The sequence below is a fragment of the Roseivivax sp. CAU 1761 genome, assembly GCF_054482755.1.
In genome coordinates this window covers 80,903-103,135 of the sequence record NZ_JBTLRM010000009.1, presented here as the reverse complement: position 1 = coordinate 103,135, position 22,233 = coordinate 80,903, and the positions used below count along the sequence as shown (strand labels likewise).

Here is a 22,233-nt window from a genome sequence, read left to right as displayed (position 1 = left end):
CCGGCTCTCATACACGGCGCGGCGGGATTTTTTAATGGGTGATCTGGGGTCGGGCCGCGGCCAGCGATCAGAACCACGAAACCCCAGCCCCGGCGCGCCAAAGCCATGTGCGTAATAACGAATTCGCGCTGGCAAAGCCGCCGACGCGGCGCGCCGGCGGCGGCATCTGGCCTCTTGCCCCCGGGTCAACCCGGCTCTACGCCGCTGCCGGGAACCGCGGCAGCGCCGCCTTTGGGGGAGAATGCAGGATGCTCGACCACTCCGGACGCCGGGCCGAACTCGAGGCGCATTACGATCTCGCGCCCTCGCCCGATCTGGCCGCGCGGATGGCCGCGACCTACCAACGCATGGCGCGCGTCGTGACGCCCCCCGACTGGGCCGTTCACGCGCCCTACGTGGCCGCCATCGAGACCCTCAAGCGGCAGCGCGACGCGGTCATCCTGGCCCACAATTACATGACGCCGGAAATCTATCACGGCATCGCCGACGTGGTGGGCGACAGCCTGCAGCTCGCGGTGGAGGCGACCCGCGTCGAGGCCCGGGTCATCGTGCAATGCGGCGTGCATTTCATGGCCGAGACCTCGAAGATCCTGAACCCCGCCAAGACCGTCCTGATCCCCGATGCCGGCGCCGGCTGCTCGCTCGCCGAGAGCATCACGCCCGCGGGCATCGCCGAGATGCGCGCCGCCCATCCCGGCGCGCCGGTGGTCTCCTACGTCAATACCAGCGCCGCGGTGAAGGCCGCCTCGGACATCTGCTGCACCTCCTCGAACGCCGCCCGGATCGTCCGCGCGCTCGACGCCGAGACGGTGATCATGACGCCCGACAAGTGGCTGGCGCAGAACGTGGCGCGCGAGGTCCCCGAGAAGCGCATCGTCTGGTGGGACGGCGCCTGCATCGTGCATGAACGCTTCACCGCCGAGGATCTCCGCGATTACCGCCGCTGGAACCCCGGCACCCGCATCATCGCGCATCCCGAATGCCCGCCCGACGTGGTGGCCGAGGCCGATTTCGCGGGCTCGACCTCGGGCATCCTCGACTACGTCAGCCGCGAGCGGCCCGAGCAGGCGATGCTGGTCACCGAGTGTTCGATGGCGGCCAACATCTCCGACGCCCTGCCCGAGGTCGAGTTCGTCGGCCCCTGCAACATGTGCCCCTACATGAAGATGATCACGCTGGAGAAGGTCCTCTGGGCCCTGCACAGCATGGAGGGCGCGGTCGAGGTCGCGCCCGCCATCGCCGCCGATGCGCGGCGCGCGGTAGAGCGGATGATCGACCTGTCGCAGCGCCCGGGCGCCTGACATGCGCGACGCCTCCCCGGCCCGGACCGAACGGGTGGTGATCGTCGGAGCCGGGCTCGCCGCGCTCTGGGCGGCGCTGGAACTGGCGCCGCGCCCGGTCCTCGTGGTCTCGCCCGAGCCGCTCGGCGCCGGCGCCAGCTCGGCCTGGGCGCAGGGCGGCATCGCCGCCGCGATGGCCCCGCCGGACGATCCCGCGCAGCACGCCGCCGACACAACCCCCACCTCCGCCGTCGCGGTCGACGCCGCGGTGGCGCGCGCCGTGGCGGAAGATGTCCCCGACCGGGTGCGCGACCTCGCACGGCTCGGCACGCCCTTCGACCGTGCCCCGGACGGCGCCTGGCTGCTCTCGCGCGAGGCCGCCCATGGCCGGCCCCGGGTGGTGCGGGTGCGGGGCGACGGGGCCGGGGCGGCGATCATCGCCACGCTGGCCGCGGCGGTGCGCGCCGCGCCCCATATCCAGGTGCTCGAGGGCGTCGCCGCGGAGGCGCTGCTGACCGGCGGGGGCCGGGTGATCGGCCTGCGGCTCGCCCGCGCCACGGGGTCGCGCGCCCTGCCCCTGCTGGCCCCGGCGGTGCTCCTGGCGGGCGGCGGCGCGGCGGGGCTCTTCGCCCTCACCACCAATCCGCCGCGCATCCGCGGCGAGGCGCTGGGGCTCGCGGCCCGCGCCGGGGCACGGATCGCGGATGCCGAATACGTCCAGTTCCATCCCACCGCCATCCTGACCGGCGCCGACCCCGCGCCGCTGGCCAGCGAAGCGCTCCGCGGCGCCGGGGCGATCCTCGTCGATGCGGAGGGCCGGCGCTTCATGGCCGGCCGCCACCCCGATGCCGAGCTTGCGCCGCGCGACGTCGTGGCCCGCGCCATCCACGCCGAGACCTGCGCCGGGCGGCGGCCGATGCTCGACACCCGCGCCGCGCTCGGCCCGCGCATCGCAGGCGACTTCCCCGCCGTCACCGCCGCCTGCCGCGCCGCCGGGATCGACCCGGTCTCGGAGCCGATCCCGGTCGCCGCGGCGGCGCATTACCATATCGGAGGCGTCGCCAGCGATGCCCGCGGCCGCAGCTCGCTGCCGGGGCTCTGGGTGGCGGGCGAGACCGCAGCGACCGGGCTGCACGGCGCCAACCGCCTGGCCTCGAACGGGCTGGCCGAGGCGCTGGTCTTCGCGACCCGGGCCGCGCGCGACATTGCCGCCGTCCTGCCCGGCGCCGGAGGCACGGTCCCGGAGGTCGCGCTGCCGGCCCTCGACGCGGCACCGCTGCCCGATCCTGAACTTGTCGCGGCGCTGCGGCGGGCGATGACCGCCGGCGCCGGGCTGATCCGCGATTCCGTGGGGCTGACCGGCACGCTGCGCGAGATCGCCCGGATCGAGGCGGCGCAGCCCGATTGCCCGGCCCTGGCCAACATGTGCGCCGCCGCGACCCTGATCGCCGCCGCGGCGCTGACCCGCCGGGAAAGCCGGGGGGCGCATTTCCGCCGCGACTTCCCGCAGCCTGCACCTTCCCTGCCACCCCGCAGCGACCTGACCCTGGCGCGCGCGCTGGCGATCCGCAACCAAACCGAAGCCGAGACCGAACCCGCATGACCCACGCCCTGCCGCCGCTGCCCGACCTGCTGCTCGAACCGATGATCCGCACCGCTTTGCTGGAGGATCTGGGGGCCGCGGGCGACATCACGTCCCGGCTGGTGATCCCCGCCGGCACCACCAGCCAGGCGCGGCTCCGCGCCCGCACGGCGGGCATCGTCTCGGGGCTGGGGATCGCCGCGCTGACCTTCCGCCTGCTCGATCCGGAGCTCGAGATCCGCGCCGTCCGCGCCGACAGCGACCGCGTCGCGCCCGGCGACACCCTGCTCGAGGTCGCGGGCTCCGCCGCCGCCATCCTGAGCGCCGAGCGGGTGGCGCTGAACTTCGCCGGGCGGCTGTCGGGCATCGCCACGCTGACCGGGGAATACGCGGCCCGCATCGCCGGCACGCGGGCGCGCATCAGCTGCACCCGCAAGACGACGCCGGGCCTGCGCATGGCGGAAAAGGCCGCGGTGCTGCATGGCGGCGGCGTCAATCACCGCTTCTCGCTGTCCGATGCGGTGCTGATCAAGGACAACCACGTCGCCGCGGGCGGCGGCATCGCCGCGGTGCTGGAGGCGGTCAAGGCGCAGGCCTCCTACATGCTGAAGGTCGAGATCGAGGTCGACCGGCTCGACCAGCTTGCCGAGGTGCTGGAGACCGGCGGTGCCGATGTCGTGCTGCTCGACAACATGGACGTGCCGACCCTGCGCGAGGCGGTGGCTCTGGCCGCGGGCAGGGTGCTGCTGGAGGCCTCCGGCAATGTCGGCCTCGACCGGGTGGCCGAGGTGGCCGCCACCGGCGTCGACTTCATCTCCGCCGGGGCGCTGACCCATTCGGCGCCGGTGCTCGATCTCGGGCTCGATTTCTGAGCGCTCACTCCGCGGCGAGGACCGGCGGCAATTCGTGCGCCCGGAAGCCCGGGTCGCGCAAAGCCGCGGCGCGGCCCGCAATGGCGCGTCGATACAGCGCCTCGTAATCGTCGATCATGCGATCGAGCGAGAACAGCCGTTCGGCGCGGCGCCGCGGCACGTGACGCGGGATCGCCATGGCGGCCCGCGCCGCCGCTGCCAGCGCGCGGGCATCCTCGGCCGGGGCCAGGCGTCCGGCCTCGCCCAGCACCTCGCGCACCGCGCCCATGTCGGTCGCCGCCACCGGCAGGCCGCAGGCCATCGCCTCGACCGCGGCCAGCCCGAAGGGTTCGTCCCAGTGCGGCGTGAAGAGCAGCGCCGAGGCCCGCCCCAGCGCCCGGGCCAGATCGGCGCCGGAGAGATGGCCGCCATAGCGCACCGCGCCGCCCAGCCGGGGCGCCACTTCGGCGCGGAAATAGGCGTCGTCCTCGATCACGCCGTAAAGCGTCAGCGGCAGCCCGGCGCGGCGCGCCGCCTCGGCGGCGAGATGCGGCGCCTTGGTCGCCGTGATCCGCCCGGCCCAGACCAGCGTCCCGTCGCCCTCGGCCCGGAACGGCCATTGCGCGAGGTCGATGCCGTTGGGCACCACATGCGCCTCCTCCGGAGCGCCCTCGGGCCACCAGACGTCGCGCTGCCGCTGCGAGCAGATGGTGAAGCGCGACCAGGGGGCGGCGCCGTCGCGCACCGCGCGGTGCAGCGGATCGAAGGGCGGCACGTGCAGCGAGGTCAGCATCGGCAGCCGATCGCGGCGCGCCAGCCGCGCCGGGTAGCGGTGCAGCGAATTGTTGTGGATCACGTCGAACCCGCCGGCGGCGAGGCGGGGCAGCGCCGCCGCGAAGGTGGCGTCCTGAAAGGCCACGTATTCCGTGCTGCCGCGCCATTCGTGCCAGGGCCAGACCGCGTCGGCATGGCGCGCGACCAGCGGCACCAGTGGCACGTCGACTGCGCTGTCGCCCGGCGCGAACAGCGTCACGTCGTGGCCGCGCGCCTGCAGGCCGTGCACCAGATGGTAGCAATGCGCCTCCATACCGCCCCGGAAGGGACGGCCCACCGGGTTGCGGATATGGCCGATCACCGCGATGCGTAAGCGACGGGTCATTCCGCGACGTAGCGCACCAGCGCCTGTTCCGCGTGCCAGAGCTCGCGCCCGCGCTCCTTGGTCGACATCTGCGCCACCCGGTCGGCCTCGAGCTGATCGAGCACCCGGCGGGTATTGGCATAGGCCATTTCGGGACGCTGCCGGCAGAGGGCGAAATCACCCTCGTCGGGTTCGCGGCAGATGTGCAGCGCGCCGTCCTCCTCGGCGATCAGGCCCATCATCTTGAAGCCGTGCAACCAGTGGCCCATCGTGCGCTCGCCCCATTTCGAGGCGAAGACCTCGGAATTGCGCAGCACCGAGCGCAGGTGGTGGATCGGCGGCATGCAATGGTCGTGGTGCTGGTGGTAGACCTTGGCGCCCTTCATCCACCACAGGCCGAGCCCGCGTTCCGAGATGCTGCGGCCGAAATCGGTATCCTCGCCGCCATAGCCGTAATAGCGCTCGTCGAACTTGCCCGACCGCGCCCAGTCGTCGCGGTGCAGGGCGAAGTTCAGCGACCAGAAGCAGCGGTAATCCTCGCAGGCCAGCAGGCCCTCCTTGGGCGGGGCCCGGCGGTCGGAATGGCGCTCCGCGCGGGCCTCGAAGGCGGCGTAGTCGAGCCCGCCATCGGCCGCCCCGGCGGGCAGGTAGGCGACCTCGCCCATGACGATGCCGCGGCCCGGGGTGGCGGCCACCGCCACGTCGGCGATGTAATCGGGATGCGGGATGCAATCGACGTCGATGAAGGCCAGCACCGCGCCCGTGGCCGCGTCGGCCACGGTGTTGCGCGCGGCGGCCAGCGGCAGCTGCCCGTCGGGCCGGGTGACGCGGATCTGGCGCACCGGGAAGGAGGTGGCGGGCAGCGCGTCGTAAAGCGCTTCCTGCATGACGCCGATGATCAGCTCGCGCGGCTTCTGGCGCTGCGCTTCGAGCCCGCGGACCACGTTGGCAAGATGGGCCTCGCGGCCGGCGGCGATGGTGAGAGCGGTGACGTCAGGCATGGGTCTCGAGGGTCCTTTCCGGAGCAGTTTCGGGGTCGGTCTGCCAGAGCGAGGTGGCCAGCGCATCGAGCCAGGCGGCGGCGCGGCGGGCGGCGTCGGGGCGGATCAGCCGGCGCTGGCGGTCGGGGTCGTGCCCGGCCCGCACCTGCGCCACCGCCTCGCGCCAGCGATGCGCCGAGGCGGGCAGCGCGGGGAGGTGCAGCGCCGCCCCGGCGCGGGCCAGCGCCTCGGCCTTGGCCACCTGTTCGTCGAAGTAGCGCCATTCCGGCACCGCGATCCACGGCTTGCCGGCGGCCAGCAGCTGCGCCGCCGTGGTGTTGCCGGTGGAGGCCACGACGAGGTCGGCCGCGGCGATGAAATCGGCGGCGTTCTCCACCCAGCCGCGATGCTCGAGGTTGCGCGGCGGGGTGGCGTGCCACTCGCGCTGCACCGCGCCGATGGTGATCCAGCGCATCGCGGGAAAGCTGCGCGCGGCGACGCCGAGCGGCGCCTCCGGCATGCCGTTGCCGCCGCCGCCCGAGATCGCCAGCGCCACCTCCTCGCCCTCGGCGAGGCCCAGCCGGCGGCGCGCGACGGCCCGGTCCGGCAGGCCACAATCGATGCCGAGACCGCCGGCAAAGAAGGTCTTGGCTTGCATCGCTTCGTCCCAGTCGGGCTGGGCCAGCGCCGCGTCGAACGGCGCGAGCAGGCCCGCCGCGCCGTCATAGGCGGCGCGGTGGCCGGGATCGCTCCGGTCACCGTGCTGCAGCACCTTCACATGCGGCACCGAGCAGATGCGGGCGAGCTGCGCGATCTCGGCCGAGACGTCGCAGACCATCAGCGCCGGGTCGGCCTGCCAGAACCAGGTGGTGATCTCGGCCATCGCCTCGCGGATGGTGCGCCAGCCCAGCGGCGCGCAATGCAGCGTCTCGGGCGTGGCGATCCGGTCGAGCGCCGCGGGCGCCGGGCCCTCGGGCTCGAAGAGCGACGGGATGCGGGCGATCTCGGCGGTCTCCGGCAGCGCCGGGAAAATCTCCGGCCGGGCGCAGAAGATCCGTACCGGGCGGTCGGGCGGCAGCGCGTGGACCAGCGCGGCGACGCGCTCGGCATGGCCGCGGCCCTGGTGGTGGACGAAGAAGCCGATCGGCCGGGCGCGGCCGGGCGCGGAGGCGAAGTCACGCATGGGTCACGCTCCCCGCCGGGCGCGGGCGGGCGGCCAGCCCGAAGCGCGCCAGGCCGTCCAGCACCCCGTCGGCAAAGGCCCAGTCCGACCGATGCGCGTGGTCGAGCCCGGCCAGCCCGTCGAGATCGTCGAGCGCATTGGCCGGCAGGATGGCCCGGGCGAAGCCGGTGAGCATGTCGGCATCGTTGCCGCTGTCGCCCGCCACCACGCAGTCCCGCTCGGCAAGACCGCGCCGGGCCGCCTCGAAACGGATCGCGTTGGCCTTGCCCGCGGCCGCGGGCAGCAGGTCGATGAACTTGCCGTGCGAGGCCACGACGCGCAGCCCGGGAAAGTCCGGGACAAGCTCCGCGGCGAGTTCCGCGGCCTCCGCCGCGCTGCCGAAATAGCTGAGCTTCCAGCGCCGCTGCTCGTACTCCGCCTGCGGCGCCAGTCCGGTCCGCGCCAGGCGCCGCGCCAGCGCGTCGCGCGGCCAGTCCAGCCGCGCCGCGTAATCGGCGCAGAGATCGAGCCGGCCGCGCGGCCCCCAGCGCCAGATCTCCGAGCCGCAGGAGGTGATGAAGAGGTCCGGATCGGGCAGCTGCCATGCCGCGAGGACGCGGCGCGCCTCGGTGAGCGACCGGCCGGTGGCCACCGCGAAGCGCAGCCCGGCGGGGCGGTTCCGCGCCCATTCGGCGAAGCGCGCCGCCGCCGCGGCATCGCCGGTCAGCGTGCCGTCGATGTCGCAGACCACCATCGCCGCGTCCGGCGCGGCGCTGTTCGCCGGCGCCGCCGCCGTGTCGCGCCCGGCGCCGAGCCCTGCGATGACGCGGGCGACATCGGCGGCCCAGCGGTGCCAGTCGAAGGCCGTCTGCGCGACCTTCTGCGCCGCCCGCGCCCGCGGCGCCCGCAGATCGTCCTCCAGCGTGACCAGAAGCGCCGACGCGATGGCGTCGGGATCCTCGGGATCGATCAGCTTGCCCGCGCCGATGGTCCGGACGATGTCGATCGGGCCGCCATTGCGGGTCGCGACCACCGGAACCCCGGATTGCGCCGCCTCGATCAGGGTCAGGCCGAAGGGTTCGTGATGCGCCGGGTTGCAGAACACCCCGTCCTCCGCCGCCAACCGGTAGAGCGCCGCGACATCGCCGCCGTCATGGCGTCGCGGCAGCGCCACGCGGCCCCAGAGATCGTGCCGGTCGACGCGGTCGAAGAGATCGCGGATCACCGCATCCTGTTCCGCGCCGTTGCCCTCGATGCCGCGCCGCAGTCCGGCCAGGATCACCAGGTTGGCCCGCGCCTGCAGCGCCTCGGAGCGCCCGTAGGCCTCGACCAGGGCGGCGAGGTTCTTCTTCCGGATCGGGCGCGCGATGGCGAGGATGACGGGCTTGTCGGGCTCGCTCAGGAACGGCGCGATCAGCCGGCGGGCCCGCGCGGCATCGCCGCCCGGGCGCAGCACGATGCCGGGATTGATGCGGTGCACGCGGCCCTCGGCCTCCGCGCAATAGGCGGGAAGCTGGCGCTCCGCCTCGTCGCGCGAGGAGGCGACGATGGCCGGGGCGGCGGCGATGGCCCGGCCTTCGCGGGCGATGCGCCGCGCCAGCGCCGGCGCGGGCGTCCGGCCCGCGCTCTTTTCCAGCCCCAGCGAATGGCTGGAATAGATCCACGGAATGCCGAAGCGCGCCTCGGCGGCGGCGGCAAGCTCGGCGGCATCGGCGAAATGGGCGTGGATGACGTCCGGACGCCGCGCCGGATCGGCCAGCATCGCGAGCAGCGCCTGGCGCAGCGCCGGAAGCTCGGCCTCCAGCGCCTCCTTGCTGAGATAGGCGGTGCGCGCCGTGCGCAGCCGCCGGATCGTGCAGCCCGGCGCCACCGTCTCCTCCGCCCGGGCATAGGCGGCGCCGAGGTCCGGCGCTTCGATCAGACGCGTGACGATGTCGACATGGTCGATCTCGGAACGCTGGGCCTGCGCCAGGGCGGCGCCCAGGACATAGGCGATGTGGCCCCCGGTATCTTCGGTCAGGCCGTAATCAATCGGCGGCGCCTTGAGGCAGCCGCCGAGAGCGATATGCATGACCCGCATGATACCCTCGTGACAACTGAAACTGGATGAGCGTCGGAGCCCGCGGCTCCGGTCGCCGAGGAAACCCCCCCCGGGCTGGCACGGTTCCCTCCCCCCCGTGCGCAGCCTATGTTCGGGGGGAACACGCCAACAGGACCAAGGACTTGACCCTCCCGTGATTCCCCATCGCTATGTCTTCGTCGGCGGCCTGCACCGCTCCGGCACCTCGCTGGTGGCGCGCATGATCGGCGCCCTTCCGGGGGTTTCCGCAATCGAGAATGCCCCGGTGCCGGAGAACGAGGGCGTCTACCTGCAGGGCGGCATTCCGCATACCCGGCGGCACGGCGCTCCGATGCATTTCGCCACCGATCCTGCGCAGCATCTCGTCGAGGGCTGTTGCCACGACCGCCGCGAGGTCCGCGACCGCATGGAGGCCGATTGGGCGCCCTGGTTCGCGGACGCCCCCTGGCGGGTCGAGAAATCGCCGGTCAACCTGACCCGGATGCGGCTCTACCAGCAGCTCTTCCCGCTGGCGCAGTTCGTGGTGGTGCTGCGGCACCCGCAAGCGGTCGCCTCGGCGGTGCGGAAATGGGTCGATGCCCCCGACGATGCGCTGATCGCGCACTGGATCGCGGCGCACCGGATCGTCGCCGGGGACCTGCCCTTCCTGCACGCCTCGCTGGTGCTGCGCTACGAAGACGTCGTCGCCGATCCCGGCAGGGTGCAGCGCATGCTGGCGGCCTATCTCGATACCGGCACCGCCGCGCCGCCCGAAAGGATCCGCGACGGCAATGCCGAGTACCGGCCCGCCGGCACGCTGGGGGAGGCGCAGGTGCCGGCGCTGGCGCGCTGGGGCTACGGCGCCGGCATGACCGTGCTCGGGAAATCGGTGGAGGTGGCGCACCCTCTAAACGCCGTCGCCGAGGCGGTGCGCAGCGCCGCGGAATGAGCGCCGCGCCGCCGCCGCGCGCCCCCGGTCAGCCGATCAAGTGCTGGCGCAGGAACCGCGTGCCGGGCGCCGCGCCGTCATTGGTCACCACCAGCAGCACCGTGGCGCGCGCGCCGAGGATGAAGTGGTGATGGCGCGACAGCGGCAGGGCCGCGAAGGCGGCGGGCGCCGGCAGGCCCTGCCGCGGCAGGATGACGTGGCCGAATTTCGGGTGCTGCGGATCGGGTTCGCGTTGGGTCTCGGCCAGGATGCGGCGGAACGTGGCGCGGCCGGGCCGCCAGCACGGGCGCAGCATGCCGTCCTCAAGGATCAGCGCGCTGCGGTCCAGCAGCAGCCGGGCGCCGAGATCGTTGGAGGCCAGGAGCCGCCCGTCGGGACGGGTGAGAAAGGCCGGCGCGCGGATTGTGGCGAGCACGTTCTCCTCCGCCGCGGTCGCCTCGCTGACCTTTTCCGAGACCAGCGCGGCCAGGCGCAGCGGACCGCGGATCGCCTCCAGCAGGCGCAGAGTCGGCGCCTGCACGTGCCCGTCGGCGCGCGGCCACATCCACACGAGGGCGGAGGATTTGCCCGGCGTGTCGAGCAGCCGGCAGCCCAGCCGGTAGGTGATGTCGTACTGCGCGTTCTGCGTGTAGAAGGCGCTTCTGCGCATGCCCGCCTCGTCGATGTAGTCGTAATCGACGAAGCGCCGCCAATGCGGGTTGGCGGCGGCCCAGATCACCGGCTCGGACACCGGGCCCCAGTCGCACAGTTCGGTATCGATCTCGGGGATCACCGAGGTGCGGCTGGTGAAGCTGTTGCCGGCGCGGTGATCGACCTGCGCGAGCTGCGAGCTGATCGCGCCGAGCAGGATTTCGGTGGCCGACTGGACCCGGTTCCAGCCGCGTGGATCGAGGGCCGCCGCGCTGATCGCCTCGAGCGCCCGATCCAGTCGTTGTCGAACCATTCGCGTCGACCCCCTGCCGTCCCCTGGGGTTGCGTCCCGGCCCAACATAACCTCGCGTCACGCGCGCGGCCCAGACCTTTTCGGCAGTTTCTCGCGCATGGCGCCGATCGGCGACAGTGCCGCCCGCGGCGGCGCCGCCGGGCGCCGGCTCAGTGCGCCGGCACCCCCTTGGCGCGCGCCAGCCGCTTCTGCGCGGCGATGCGGAACGGGGCGTTGGGTCCGCCATAGCCGTCGTAGCCCGGCGCCCGCTGCACGATCTCGGCGAACAATCCGCCGGCGAAGGCGCGGGAATAGAATTGCAGGAACTCCGCGCCCGCGGCGTCGCGGTCGTAGAGGATGTTGGCGGCGCGCAGCCGCGCCAGGCGCTCGGGCGCGAGGTCGAACCGGGCCGCCAGGTCGTCGTAGTAATTGCCCGGGATCGGCAGCACCGCAAAGCCGCGCTCGGCCAGCGCCGCGGCGGTGGCGAAGATGTCGTCGGTGGCCAGCCCGATATGCTGCACCGAGGCGCCGAAATTCTCCGCCAGGAAGCGGCCCGCCAGGGTGCGGTGGGTCTCGGCCCCGTTCAGCGTCACCCGCAATGCCCCGTCCGGGGCGGCCACCGCCTGGCTGCGCACCAGCCCGTCGGGATCGATCACGTCCACCATCGGCGCCTTCGCCATGTCGAAGAGCGTGGTGTAGAACAGCGTCCAACTCAGCATGTCCTCGTAGGACATGGTCTGGGCGATGTGGTCGATGCCGGCGATCCCGGCCGCGGTGGTCGGCCCGTCGCCGACCGGCACGAACTCGGTCTCCCAGACCCGGTCGAGCCCGCTCGTGGCGTCGATGAAATGCAGCACCGAGCCGCCCAGCCCCTGGATCGCGGGGATCTGGAGCTCGCCCGGCCCGGTGGGCTGGATGAAGGGCTCCGATCCCAGCGCCCGGGCGCGCGCCACGGTGTCGGCGGCCGAGGCGACCTGCAGGCCGATGGCGCAGATGCAGGTGCCGCGGGCGTTCCAGGCCGTTCCGGCATGGCCGCCGGTCTCGCGGTTGACGACGATGCGGGCGCCGTTCTGCTGCCAGAGATCGACGACCTTGCTGCGGTGGCGCCCGGCGCGCGCGAAGCCCAGCGTCGCCAGCAGCGACTCGAGCCGGGTCGCCTCCTCGCCCTGGGCCGCGAATTCCAGGAACGCCACCCCCTCGACCGCCACCGGCGGCGGCAGGCGGGGCGCGTCGGAGGCGATGTCGGGCTCGCGGCGGCGCACCTCGTCGGCCAGGGCCACCAGCGACCGGTAGCCGTCGCGCGCCACGCCGCGCGGGTTGGTGCCGCGGAACTGGTCGTTGAAGATCTCGAGGCTGAGCGGCCCGTCATAGCCGGTGGCCATCACCGCGCGCAGGAACCGCGCCACCGGCAGGTCGCCCTCGCCCGGCATGTTGCGGAAATGGCGCGACCAGTAGAGCAGGTCCATCTCGATGGCGGGCGCATCGGCCAGCTGCACGAAGACGATCTTGTCGCCCGGGATCGACCGGATCGATTCCGGGTCGATGCCGCGGCCCAGCGTGTGGAAGCTGTCGAGGATGATGCCGACATTGGCGTGATCGGCCCGGCGCACGATCTCCCAGGCGTCGCGGTGGTCGTTGACGTGGCGGCCCCAGGCCAGCGCCTCGTAGCCCAGGGTGATGCCGCGGGCGCGGGCGACCTCGCCCAGCTCGGCCAGGTCGTCGGCGGCCCGGTCGATGCCGCCGAGGCTCTCGGGATGCACCGACGAGCAGATCAGCATCCGGTCGCAGCCCAGCTCGCCCATGACGTCGAACTTGCGCCGGGCCCGGTCGAAGGCCTTGGCGCGCAGCGGCGCCGGCAGGCATTCGAAGTCGCGGAACGGCTGGAACAGCATCACCTCGAGCCCGCGTTCGCGGATCATCCGGCCGACCTCGGCCGGGCCGCCGTCATGGGCGATGAAATCCTGCTCGAAGATCTCGATGCCGTCGAAGCCCGCCGCGGCGATGGCGTCGAGCTTTTCCGGCAGGGCGCCGGAGATCGAGACGGTGGCGATGCCGGTTTTCATCGCGGGATCCTCATTCCTGCAGGTCGGCGCGCAGCCGCGCCTCGTCGAGGGGCGCGCCGGCGAACAGCTCCCAGGCATGGACGCCCTGGTAGAAGAACAGCTCCCAGCCCGAGACCAGGTCGAGCCCCGCCGCTTCGGCATCGCGCATGAAGAGCGTGTCGCGCGGCGTGTAGACGGCGTCGAAGGCCCAGGCCGCCCCGGCCATCGCCGCCGCCGGCAGCGGCGAGCCGCCGCGCCCGTCCATGCCGAGGGGCGTGCAGTTGATCAGCCCCGCCGCCCCGCTGGCGGCCTCGGCGGCGTCCGAGCCCACCGCCACGGCGAGGTCGGGAGCGGCCCGGCGCAGTTCCGCGGCCAGCCGCTCGGCCTTGCCGCGGTCGCGGTCGACGAGCCGGATCTCGGTGCCGCCGAGCGCCACCAGCGCGAAGGCCACGGCGCGCCCGACGCCGCCGGTGCCGATCATCAGCACCGGGCCCGGCGCGGTCTCGCCGCGCATCCGGCGGTAGGCGGCGGCAAAGCCGGTGAAGTCGGTGTTGTGGCCTTCCGGGCCCTCGGGCCCGAAGATCACCGTGTTCACCGCCCCGACCCGCGCCATCAGCGGATCGGCGACCCGCACCCGGTCGGTGACCCGTTCCTTGTAGGGGTAGGTCACGTTGACGCCGCGATAGCCGCCGCTCCGGCAGGCCTCGAAGACGGCGTCGAAATCCTGGCCCATTTCCGGCGGGATCAGCGAGGCGTAGCGCACCTCCATGCCGCTCTGGCGGCCGGCCAGCCGATGCAGCAGCGGCGAGCGCGAATTGTGGATGTGATCGCCGATCAGGCCGAGCTGCAGCACGCGGTTGCGGTCCAAGGTGGTCATTGCGCCCCCTTTGCGCGCCCCAGGCGCTGTTTCAGGATTCGCCAGAGCGGCGTCTGGCCGACGAAGATCAGGATCACCGCGAGAAACAGCGCGAGGCTCAGCGGCGAGGTCACGATGCCCTCGAAGAAGCGGCCCAGATCCTCGCGTTCGGAGATGATCGCCCGGCGCCAGTTGTCGTCGAGCAGGCGCGACAGGATCACGCCGAGGATCACCGGCCCGAGCGGGTAGCCGTAGAGCCGCATGAAGTAGCCGAAGACCCCGAAGCCCAGCATCCAGTAGACGTCGGTGATGGCGTTGTTCACCGCGTAGGCGCCGACCACCGAAAGGAGCATGATCAGCGGGATCAGCACGGCGCGCGGCATCTCGACGATCTTGGTGAAGAGCTTGATGCCGGTCAGGCCGAAGATCAGCATGAAGATGTTGGCGGTCACCAGCGCGCCGAGAATGAACCAGAACATGTCGGGCTGGTCGATCATCAGCATCGGGCCGGGGTTGAGGCCGTGGATGAACAGCGCGCCGATCATGATCGCGGTCACCGCGTCGCCGGGGATGCCCAGCGTGATCATCGGGATGAAGGCGCCGCCCACGGCCGCGTTGTTGGCGGTCTCGGGGGCCACCAGACCCTCGATGGCGCCGTCGCCGAAGCGCCGCTCGGGCTTCTTGGTGACGCGCTTGGCGTGGTCGTAGGCCATCAGCGCCGCGATGTCGCCGCCGGTGCCCGGCAGGGCGCCGATGATCACCCCGATCGACGAGGTCTGCAGCGACAGCGGCAGGTGCTTCCGCACGGTGTCCCAGCGCGGCACGATGCGGTCGATCTTCTGCTTGATCGCCGGCGCGTCGAGGTGGTGCAGCTGGGCCAGCGCCTCGGAGACGCCGAACATGCCGATCATCACCGCGATGAAGGACACGCCGCCGCGCAGGATCGGCTGGTCGAAGGTGAAGCGCTCGGTGAAGGTCAGGGGATCCATGCCGACCGCGCCGATGGCGATGCCGAGCGCGCCGGCGAAGATGCCCTTGGTCAGGCTGCCCTGGCTCAGCGAGCCCACCAGCAGGATGCCCAGCACGGCCAGCAGCATGTAGTCGCGCGGCTGGAAGGTCAGCGCGAAATCCGACACCGCAGGCGCGGCGAGGGCCAGGACCGCGATGCCCACGAAGCCGCCCAGGAAGGACATCACCGTGGTGATGCCGATGGCCTCGCCGGCCTCGCCGCGCTGCGCCATCGGGTAGCCGTCCATCGCCGTGGCGATGGCCGAGGGCGCGCCGGGGATGTTCAGCAGGATCGCCGTGCGCGAGCCGCCATAGACCCCGCCGAGGAAGATGCCGATCATCAGCGAGATCGCCGGATAGACGTCCCAGGAGAAGGTGAAGGAGATCAGGATCGACACCGCCATGGTGACCGAGAGGCCCGGGATGGCGCCGACATAGACCCCGGCGAAGGTGCCGAGCCCGACCAGCAGCAGGAGTTGCGGCTGGGTGAAGACGGTGAAGAAGGCGAGCGCGGCATCCATCACGCGGATCCTCCGGAAACCAGGTTGCGCAGGAGCTGCAGGAGCTCGCCCTCGGGGACGATGCCCTGGGGCATCAGCACGGTGAAGACGATGCGGAAGATCACCCAGACGAGGAGCAGGCTGCCGAGCGCCACGGTGACGGTGAAGCCCCAGGAGCGCCGCGACAGCAGCTTGATCGCCACGATCAGGAACAGCGCCGAGGTCGGCAGGAAGCCCAGCGGCCGCAGCACCAGCGCGTAGAGCACCAGCAGCACCGCCATGATCAGCACGACCGGGGGCAGAATGTCGCGGCCGACGCTCTCGGCGCGTTGCAGCGGCAGCTTCAGGGTGCGCCAGAGCACGAGCCCGGCGGTGACCAGCATCACCAGCGTGGTCGCCATCGGCACCGACCCGGCGCCGGACAGCGCGTCGAAGCCGGAAATGCCGTAGGCCTGCCAGAGCAGCACCGCGCTGGCCAGCGTCAGCAGCACCGCGAAGAGCGCCTCGCCGGGGCGGCGGTGGGTCTCGCTCTCGATCGGGGCGGCGTCGGAGACGCGCTCGGGTTCGGGTCTGGGGGAAATGTCCGTCTGGTCGCGTCGCATCGCGCGCCTCCCGTCGAACTGGAATGAAAGCATGCCGGGCCCCGCGGGAGCGGGCGGGGCCGCGGCTGCGGGCCGGGCGCAGGGCCCCGCCCGCCGGGTCGGACCGGTCCCGCGGCGCGGGACCGGCCGGCCGGTCACTCGGCCGGCTTGGCGATGCCGAACTCTTCCGGGCTGGCCTTGGTCAGGCCGGCATCCTGCATCAGCCAGGCGGTGGTCTGCTGCCAGTTGGTCAGGAAGTCCTCGGCTTCGGCGCCGGAGATATTCATCACCTCGTAGGCGCGGTTCTCCATCAGCTGCTGGAAGTCCTCGGTCTCGGCGGCCTGGCTGTAGGCGTCGGTCAGCTTGGCGACCACGTCCTCGGGCGTGCCCTCCTTGACGAAGACGCCGAAGAACGGGCCCCAGGGCAGGTAGGTGTCGAAGCCCTCGTTGAACGCGACCACCGGCTGCACGTCGGGCAGCTGCTCCACCGGTTCCTCGGTGAACACCGCGAGCGGCTTCATGTTGCCGGCGCGGATGCCCTCGATGGCGGCGCCGAGCACCGCCGGCATCACGTCGATGGCGCCGCCCTGCAGCGCGGTGAGCGCCGGGCCGTCGCCGTCATAGGGCACGAAGGTCGCGTCGAGCTCGCCCTCGACCGCCTGGATCATCGCGGTCACCACCGAGGGCAGGCCGCCGGGACCGGTGGAGCCGAAGCGCAGCTCGCCCGGGTTCTCCTTGGCATAGGCGATCATGCCGGCATAGTCGTCGAACGGCGCGTCGGCGCCGGCGACCAGCACCGGGATGCCCATGGCCAGCACGTTGACCGGAGTGAAGTCGCCGTAATCCTTGTCGCCGAGGCCCATGACCTTGTAGAGCAGCGGGTTCTCGGCGCCCATCAGCAGCGTGTAGCCGTCGGCATCCTGCCCGGCCACGTGGTTCAGCGCGATGGCGCCGACGCCGCCGGTCATGTTCTGCATCACCACGGTGCCGCCCAGCACCTCCTCGGCGGCCGGGGTCACGGCGCGCATCACGGTGTCGGTGGAGCCGCCGGCCCCCCACTGGATGATGCCCTGGATTTCCTTGGCCGGGTAATCCTGCGCCAGCGCGCCGGTGGCCGCGAGAACAAGCGCCGAGGCGGCGCCAGCGAAGTATTTGGTCATGTGGTCCTCCCTAGGATCCGTCGAAACCGAAGCATTCGATGGTCTCACTATCGAGGTGGGCGAACGTAACGTCAAATACCCAGATCTCGGGATCATTAACCTGATGTTATGCCCGCGACGGCGCCACCGGGGCCGCCGCGGCGGCCGCGCGCAGCTCGCGCCGGAACTCCGCCAGCGCCGCCTCGCCGAAGCTTGACAACCTGCGGCCGGTCTTCTGGAGCGCGTAGAGCGTGACCTCGCCGGGCTCCGCCAGGGGCCGCCGCACCAGCCCCGGAAGGTAGACCTCGGCGACCGAGACGGCGTCGATCACCGCCACGCCCAGGCCGTGCCGCACGAAGCTCACGACGGTCTGCGCGAAGCGGCCGCGCAGCGAGTAGGTCGGCGCCAGACCGGCGCGCAGGAAGGGCGCCGCCATCTGCGCGCCGTAGGGATCCTCGGGGTCGACGCCGACCATCGGCTCGGCGGCAAGGTCGTGGACGGAAACCACGCTCCGGGCGGCCAGATGGTGGCCCTCGGGCAGGATCGCCACCAGCGGCGCCCCGGCGATCTTCTCGGCCGTCAGGCCTGGATTGCGCAGCGCCGAACTCATCACCACGAACTCGCCGCGGTCGAGCAGCAGGTAGTCGAGGGTCTCCTCGATCTTGAGGATGTTGAGGTCGATATAGAGCGCCGGGTAGCGCTGCCGCAGGGTGCGGATGGCGCGCGCCGCGACGAAGTTCGCCACCGAGGGCGCGGCGGCGATGGCGAGCCGCACATCCTCGCCGCGGTCGAGCGAGGACAGCGCCGCCTGCAGGTTCTCCACGCCCTTGTAGACCTCGCGGATCTGGTCAAAGACCGGGCCGGCCTCCACCGCCGGCACGAACAATCCGCCCTGGCGCTCGAAGAGCCGCAGCCCCAGCGATTCCTCGGTGTGCTTCAGCAGCCGGCTGATCCCGGGCGCCGAGACCCCGAGGTGATCGGCGGCGCCGCTGATCGTGCCGCGCAGCATGACCGCGCGGATGACCTCGATCTGGCGCAGGGTAATCTCGCGCATCCTCGTTCCTCCAGGCGATCACCATGCCGCGCCCGAGGGTCGGGGAAAAGCGCCCCGGCATTCCGACCGCAGCGCTCGGGAATGGCGGGGAACGAATGTCCCTGCTGCCGGGTTTCGGCGTCGGACCGGGAGCCCCGGTCCTCGCCATCCGCATCGACGTATCTCATCCGCAGAGGGGCAACCATGTCCGATCAGAAGCGCGCACAGCAAACCGACGCGGCGCACAAATTCGACGCCCGGGGCACCGGCGGGGAATACCACCAGCACGCAACCGGCGACGCCCCCCGCCTGACCACCTCGCAGGGCGTGACCATCGCCGACAACCAGAACAGCCTGAAGCCCGGCCAGTCCGGTCCGACGCTGCTGGAAGACTTCGTGATGCGCGAGAAGATCTTCCATTTCGATCACGAGCGCATCCCCGAGCGCGTCGTGCATGCCCGCGGCTTCGGCGCCAAGGGCACCTTCGAATGCACCCGCGACCTGAGCGACATCACCCGCGCCGCGCCGTTCCAGAAGAAGGGCAAGACGACCGAGGTCTTCGTGCGCTTCTCCACCGTCGCGGGTTCCAAGGGCTCGCCCGACCTCGCCCGCGACGTGCGCGGCTTCGCCACCAAGTTCTACACCGACGAGGGCAACTGGGACCTCGTGGGCAACAACATCCCGGTCTTCTTCATTCAGGACGCGATCAAGTTCCCCGACCTGATCCACGCCGCCAAGCCCGAGCCGGATACCGGCTTTCCGCAGGCCCAGACGGCGCACGACAATTTCTGGGATTACATCTCGCTGACCCCGGAAGCGATGCACATGGTCATGTGGATCATGTCCGACCGCACCCTGCCGCGCTCCTTCTCGACGATGGAGGGCTTCGGCGTGCACACCTTCCGCTTCGTCAATGCCGAGGGCAAGTCGACCTACGTCAAGTTCATCTGGAAGCCGCATCTCGGGCTGCAATCGAAGGTCTGGAACGAGGCGGTGAAGACCAACGGCGCCGACCCCGACCGCCATCGCCGCATCACCTGGGAGGAGATCACCACCGGAATGCCGCCGAAATGGGACCTGGCGGTGCAGATGTTCGACCAGGACTTCGCCGACAGCTTCGACTTCGACGTGCTTGATTCGACCAAGCTGATCCCCGAAGAGGTGCTGAAGCCCGAGGTTATCGGCACCATGACGCTCGACCGGGTGGTGGACAACTTCTTCGCCGAGACCGAGCAGGTGGCCTTCTGCACCCAGAACGTCGTGCCCGGCATCGACTTCACCGACGATCCGCTGCTGCAGGGCCGCAACTTCTCCTATCTCGACACCCAGCTGAAGCGTCTGGGCGGGCCGAACTTCACCAAGATCCCGGTCAACCAGCCGAAGGGCTGCCCGGTGGCCAACTTCCAGCAGGACGGCCACATGCAGACCGACCAGCACATCAGGGGCCGGGTGAACTACGAGCCCAACGGCTGGGACGAGGGCCCGCGCGAGGACCCGCTGAAGGGCTATTCCAGCTTCCCCGCCCGGGTCGAGGGCGAGAAGGCGCGGCTGCGGCCCGAGAGCTTCAACGACCATTACAGCCAGGCCCGGCTGTTCTACATCAGCCAGACCGAGGTGGAGCAGAACCACATCCGCGACGCCCTGGTCTTCGAATTGTCGAAATGCGAGATGGAGGCGGTGCGCAAGCGCGTGGTCTCGCATCTGCTCAACATCGACCAGAAGCTCGCCCAGGGCGTGGCTCAGGGCATCGGCCTGAAGGACCTGCCGGAGCCGGCCCCGGCGGCGCAGCCGACGCGCACCGACCTCAAGCCGTCTCCGGCGCTCAGCATCGTCGAGAACGGCCCCGACAGCTTCAAGGGCGGGGTGATCGGCGTGCTGGTCTCCGACGGGGCCGATGCGGACCTGCTGAACGGGCTGAAATCCGCGGCCGAGGCCGAGGGCGCCAAGCTCAAGATCGTGGCGCCGCAGATCGGCGGCATCAGCGACAGCGCCGGCACCCACTGGGAGGCCGACGAGAAGGTCGATGGCGGCCCGTCGGTGCTGTTCGACGCGGTGGCGATCGTGCCCGGCAAGGACAGCGCGGCCGAGCTGGCGGGCATGCCCACGGCGCGCGATTTCCTGTCCGACGCCTTCGCGCATTCGAAGTTCATCGCCATGGCCCCGGCGGCGAAGGGCCTGGCCGAGGCCTGCGGGCTCTACAGCAAGCTCGATGGCGGCTGCCCGGCGCTCACCGCCGGCAAGGACGCCGAGAGCTTCGTCGCGCAATGCCGCAAGCTGCGCTTCTGGGAGCGCGAGACCGCGGCGTGATCCCGGGCGGCCCGGCGCGGCTGCGCCGGGCCGCGCTTTGTCAGGCCTGCCGCAGGACCGGCAGCCAGCCGAGCGAGTCCTCGGTCGGACCGTCGGGGCGGTACTCCGCCCCGACCGGCGCCTGCCAGCCCAGATCCCGCAGCGTCCGCATCACGTGACGGTAATCGACCTCGCCGTGATCCGGCGCGCCGCGGTCGGGCACCGCGGCGATCTGGACATGGCCGGTCAAGGGCAGGAAGCGCCGCAGCCGGCGGGTCAGGTCACCCGACAGGATCTGGATGTGGTAGCAATCGAACATCATCCGCAGGTTCGGCGCGCCGATCTCGGCGATCAGCTCCGCCGCCTGCTCGGCGCTCTGCAGGTAGTAGCCGGGCGCGTCGCGCGGGTTGAGCGGCTCGATCAGGATGGTGCGTCCCGCGGCCCGCGCCCGCCCGCTCGCATAGGTCAGGTTCTCGACATAGGCGGCATGGGCGGCCGGCCCCGCGGCCACCCCGGCCATGACGTGGACATGTGCGGCGCCGATCTGCGCGGCATAGTCGAGCGCGGCGTCGATGGCCTCGCGCGCCTCGACCTTGCGGCCAGGCAGCGCCGTGAGCCCGTTCTCGCCGCCCGCCGCGTCGCCGCGTGCGGTGTTGAGCCCCAGCATCGGCAGCCCGGTCTCTTGCAGCGCCGCGCGCACCGCCTCGACCGGCTCGGCGTAAGGCCAATGGCATTCCACCGCATCGAATCCCGCCCGGTGCGCCGCCCTGATCGCGTCGGGCAGCGGCCGGTCGGTCCAAAGGAAACCAAGATTGGCGGAGAACCGCATCCCCCCTCCCCTCACCTGCCCGCGCAAATCCGCGCGGCGACAGGCCTTCCCCGCCGCACCCGGCGGCCGCATCCGCGACGCGCCGCCATCTCAGCCCTCGCCGGGAAGCGTCAGGCCTGCCGCGCGGGCATAGACCTTGGTCACCGCCGCGTCGTCCTCGCGGCCGAGCCCCATCCCCACCGCGGCGACGAATTGCTGCAGCGCGGCCGCCGCGACCGGGATCGGCAGCGCCGCGCCCCGGGCCATGTCGCCGACGATGGCGAGGTCCTTGGTCCAGATCTCCACCGCCGAATGCGGGGTGTAATCGCCGTCGCGCACATGCGGGCCGCGATTCTCCAGCATCCAGCTGCTGCCGGCGCAATGCGGGATCACCGCCATCACCTGCGCCGGGTCGAGCCCCTGGCTGAGACCGAAGGCCAGCGCCTCGCCCATGACGGCGATATGCACCCCGGCAAGAAGCTGGTTCACCGCCTTCATGGCGCTGCCGAGACCCGGCGCGCGGCCGATCTCGAAGACATGTTCGGCGCAGGCATCGAGCACCGGGCGCGCCGCGGCAAAGGCCGCCTCGCTGCCCGCGGCGAGGATCGAGAGCCGCCCCTCCACGGCCCGCGCCGCGCCGCCGGAAATCGGCGCGTCGAGATAATGCAGGCCGCGTTCTGTGCAGGCCTCGCCCATGCGCCGCGCGAAGTCCGGCGGCACGGTGGCGCAGCCCAGGATGGCGGTGCCGGGCCGCAGGCGGGGCGCGATGCCCTCGGCGCCGAAGAGCACGGCCTCGGTCTGGGCGGCGTTCAGCACCACGACCACCACCGCGTCGAGCGCAGGCGCCGCGTCGGCGAGCGCGCCCTCCGCCCCTCCCGCGGCCCGGAACCGCGCCTCCGCCGCGGCGTCGAGATCGACGCCCAGCACATGATGACCGGCGGCAAGCAGCGCCGTCGCCATGCCGTATCCCATCGACCCGAGGCCGATCACCGCGACCCTTGCTCCTGCCATGGCACCCCGTCCCCCCGCATCCGGACCGAGCGTTCCGCAGGCCGCG

18 protein-coding genes are annotated in these 22,233 nt (G+C 71.9%); 5 read left to right on the top strand and 13 right to left on the bottom strand.

What is annotated here, in order from left to right:
• Positions 1-248: 248 nt before the first annotated feature.
• The 3 genes from nadA to nadC are packed head-to-tail and all read left to right on the top strand — an operon-like array spanning position 249 to position 3,734.
• The gene (gene nadA, locus ACXYMW_RS08145; protein ID WP_459034816.1) at positions 249-1,301 is read left to right on the top strand and encodes a quinolinate synthase NadA; all 1,053 of its coding nucleotides are present in this window, start codon (positions 249-251) and stop codon (positions 1,299-1,301) included.
• A gap of 1 nt (position 1,302) precedes the next feature.
• Positions 1,303-2,883 (top strand): L-aspartate oxidase, encoded by a 1,581-nt coding sequence (locus tag ACXYMW_RS08140; RefSeq protein ID WP_459034815.1) that lies wholly within the window; start codon positions 1,303-1,305, stop codon positions 2,881-2,883.
• Positions 2,880-3,734: a carboxylating nicotinate-nucleotide diphosphorylase gene (nadC, locus tag ACXYMW_RS08135; protein WP_459034814.1), complete on the top strand. Its 855-nt coding sequence runs from the start codon at positions 2,880-2,882 to the stop codon at positions 3,732-3,734. The genes ACXYMW_RS08140 and nadC overlap by 4 nt, the downstream gene beginning before the upstream one ends.
• A gap of 4 nt (positions 3,735-3,738) precedes the next feature.
• On the opposite strand, the gene ACXYMW_RS08130 is transcribed toward nadC, so the two are convergent.
• Genes ACXYMW_RS08130 through ACXYMW_RS08115 form a run of 4 tightly spaced genes read right to left on the bottom strand, consistent with a single transcriptional unit; the run spans position 3,739 to position 9,073 of the window.
• Complete coding sequence (locus tag ACXYMW_RS08130; protein ID WP_459034813.1) at positions 3,739-4,872, bottom strand: glycosyltransferase; 1,134 nt, start codon at positions 4,870-4,872, stop codon at positions 3,739-3,741.
• Positions 4,869-5,852 (bottom strand): glycosyltransferase family 2 protein, encoded by a 984-nt coding sequence (locus ACXYMW_RS08125; protein ID WP_459034812.1) that lies wholly within the window; start codon positions 5,850-5,852, stop codon positions 4,869-4,871. The genes ACXYMW_RS08130 and ACXYMW_RS08125 overlap by 4 nt, the downstream gene beginning before the upstream one ends.
• Complete coding sequence (locus tag ACXYMW_RS08120) at positions 5,845-7,014, bottom strand: glycosyltransferase (protein WP_459034811.1); 1,170 nt, start codon at positions 7,012-7,014, stop codon at positions 5,845-5,847. The genes ACXYMW_RS08125 and ACXYMW_RS08120 overlap by 8 nt, the downstream gene beginning before the upstream one ends.
• A complete protein-coding gene (locus ACXYMW_RS08115; protein ID WP_459034810.1) occupies positions 7,007-9,073 on the bottom strand; it encodes an HAD family hydrolase in 2,067 nt (688 codons plus the stop codon). Before ACXYMW_RS08115 ends, ACXYMW_RS08120 begins: the two co-directional genes overlap by 8 nt.
• Positions 9,074-9,227: 154 nt before the next feature.
• On the opposite strand from ACXYMW_RS08115, the gene ACXYMW_RS08110 reads away from it, so the two are divergent.
• Positions 9,228-10,001: a sulfotransferase family protein gene (locus tag ACXYMW_RS08110; protein WP_459034809.1), complete on the top strand. Its 774-nt coding sequence runs from the start codon at positions 9,228-9,230 to the stop codon at positions 9,999-10,001.
• A 28-nt stretch (positions 10,002-10,029) separates the two neighbouring features.
• On the opposite strand, the gene ACXYMW_RS08105 is transcribed toward ACXYMW_RS08110, so the two are convergent.
• The 7 genes from ACXYMW_RS08105 to ACXYMW_RS08075 form a co-directional block, all read right to left on the bottom strand.
• Positions 10,030-10,944: a hypothetical protein gene (locus ACXYMW_RS08105; protein ID WP_459034808.1), complete on the bottom strand. Its 915-nt coding sequence runs from the start codon at positions 10,942-10,944 to the stop codon at positions 10,030-10,032.
• A 149-nt stretch (positions 10,945-11,093) separates the two neighbouring features.
• On the bottom strand, positions 11,094-12,986 hold the full coding sequence (locus ACXYMW_RS08100) for a bifunctional sugar phosphate isomerase/epimerase/4-hydroxyphenylpyruvate dioxygenase family protein (protein ID WP_459034807.1): 1,893 nt from the start codon (positions 12,984-12,986) through the stop codon (positions 11,094-11,096).
• Positions 12,987-12,996: 10 nt separating this feature from the next.
• Positions 12,997-13,842 carry a shikimate dehydrogenase family protein gene (locus tag ACXYMW_RS08095; RefSeq protein ID WP_459034806.1) on the bottom strand — a complete coding sequence of 282 codons (846 nt, stop codon included), beginning with the start codon at positions 13,840-13,842 and terminating at the stop codon, positions 12,997-12,999.
• Positions 13,839-15,350, bottom strand: a complete 1,512-nt coding sequence (locus ACXYMW_RS08090; RefSeq protein ID WP_459034805.1) for a tripartite tricarboxylate transporter permease — start codon at positions 15,348-15,350, stop codon at positions 13,839-13,841. Before ACXYMW_RS08090 ends, ACXYMW_RS08095 begins: the two co-directional genes overlap by 4 nt.
• Positions 15,350-15,931 carry a tripartite tricarboxylate transporter TctB family protein gene (locus tag ACXYMW_RS08085; RefSeq protein ID WP_459034804.1) on the bottom strand — a complete coding sequence of 194 codons (582 nt, stop codon included), beginning with the start codon at positions 15,929-15,931 and terminating at the stop codon, positions 15,350-15,352. The genes ACXYMW_RS08090 and ACXYMW_RS08085 overlap by 1 nt, the downstream gene beginning before the upstream one ends.
• A gap of 134 nt (positions 15,932-16,065) precedes the next feature.
• Positions 16,066-17,070, bottom strand: coding sequence for a Bug family tripartite tricarboxylate transporter substrate binding protein (locus ACXYMW_RS08080; protein ID WP_459034803.1), 1,005 nt, complete (start codon positions 17,068-17,070; stop codon positions 16,066-16,068).
• 106 nt (positions 17,071-17,176) lie between these two features.
• The gene (locus ACXYMW_RS08075; RefSeq protein ID WP_459034802.1) at positions 17,177-18,103 is read right to left on the bottom strand and encodes a LysR family transcriptional regulator; all 927 of its coding nucleotides are present in this window, start codon (positions 18,101-18,103) and stop codon (positions 17,177-17,179) included.
• Positions 18,104-18,286: 183 nt separating this feature from the next.
• Between ACXYMW_RS08075 and ACXYMW_RS08070 the strand changes: the two genes are divergently transcribed.
• Complete coding sequence (locus ACXYMW_RS08070) at positions 18,287-20,389, top strand: catalase (RefSeq protein ID WP_459034801.1); 2,103 nt, start codon at positions 18,287-18,289, stop codon at positions 20,387-20,389.
• Positions 20,390-20,429: 40 nt separating this feature from the next.
• Here the strand turns inward: ACXYMW_RS08070 and ACXYMW_RS08065 are convergent, their stop codons facing one another.
• Together ACXYMW_RS08065 and ltnD are read right to left on the bottom strand one after the other, a co-directional pair.
• Positions 20,430-21,197 carry a hydroxypyruvate isomerase family protein gene (locus ACXYMW_RS08065; protein ID WP_459034800.1) on the bottom strand — a complete coding sequence of 256 codons (768 nt, stop codon included), beginning with the start codon at positions 21,195-21,197 and terminating at the stop codon, positions 20,430-20,432.
• 90 nt (positions 21,198-21,287) lie between these two features.
• The gene (gene ltnD, locus ACXYMW_RS08060) at positions 21,288-22,187 is read right to left on the bottom strand and encodes an L-threonate dehydrogenase (protein ID WP_459034799.1); all 900 of its coding nucleotides are present in this window, start codon (positions 22,185-22,187) and stop codon (positions 21,288-21,290) included.
• Positions 22,188-22,233 lie beyond the last annotated feature (46 nt).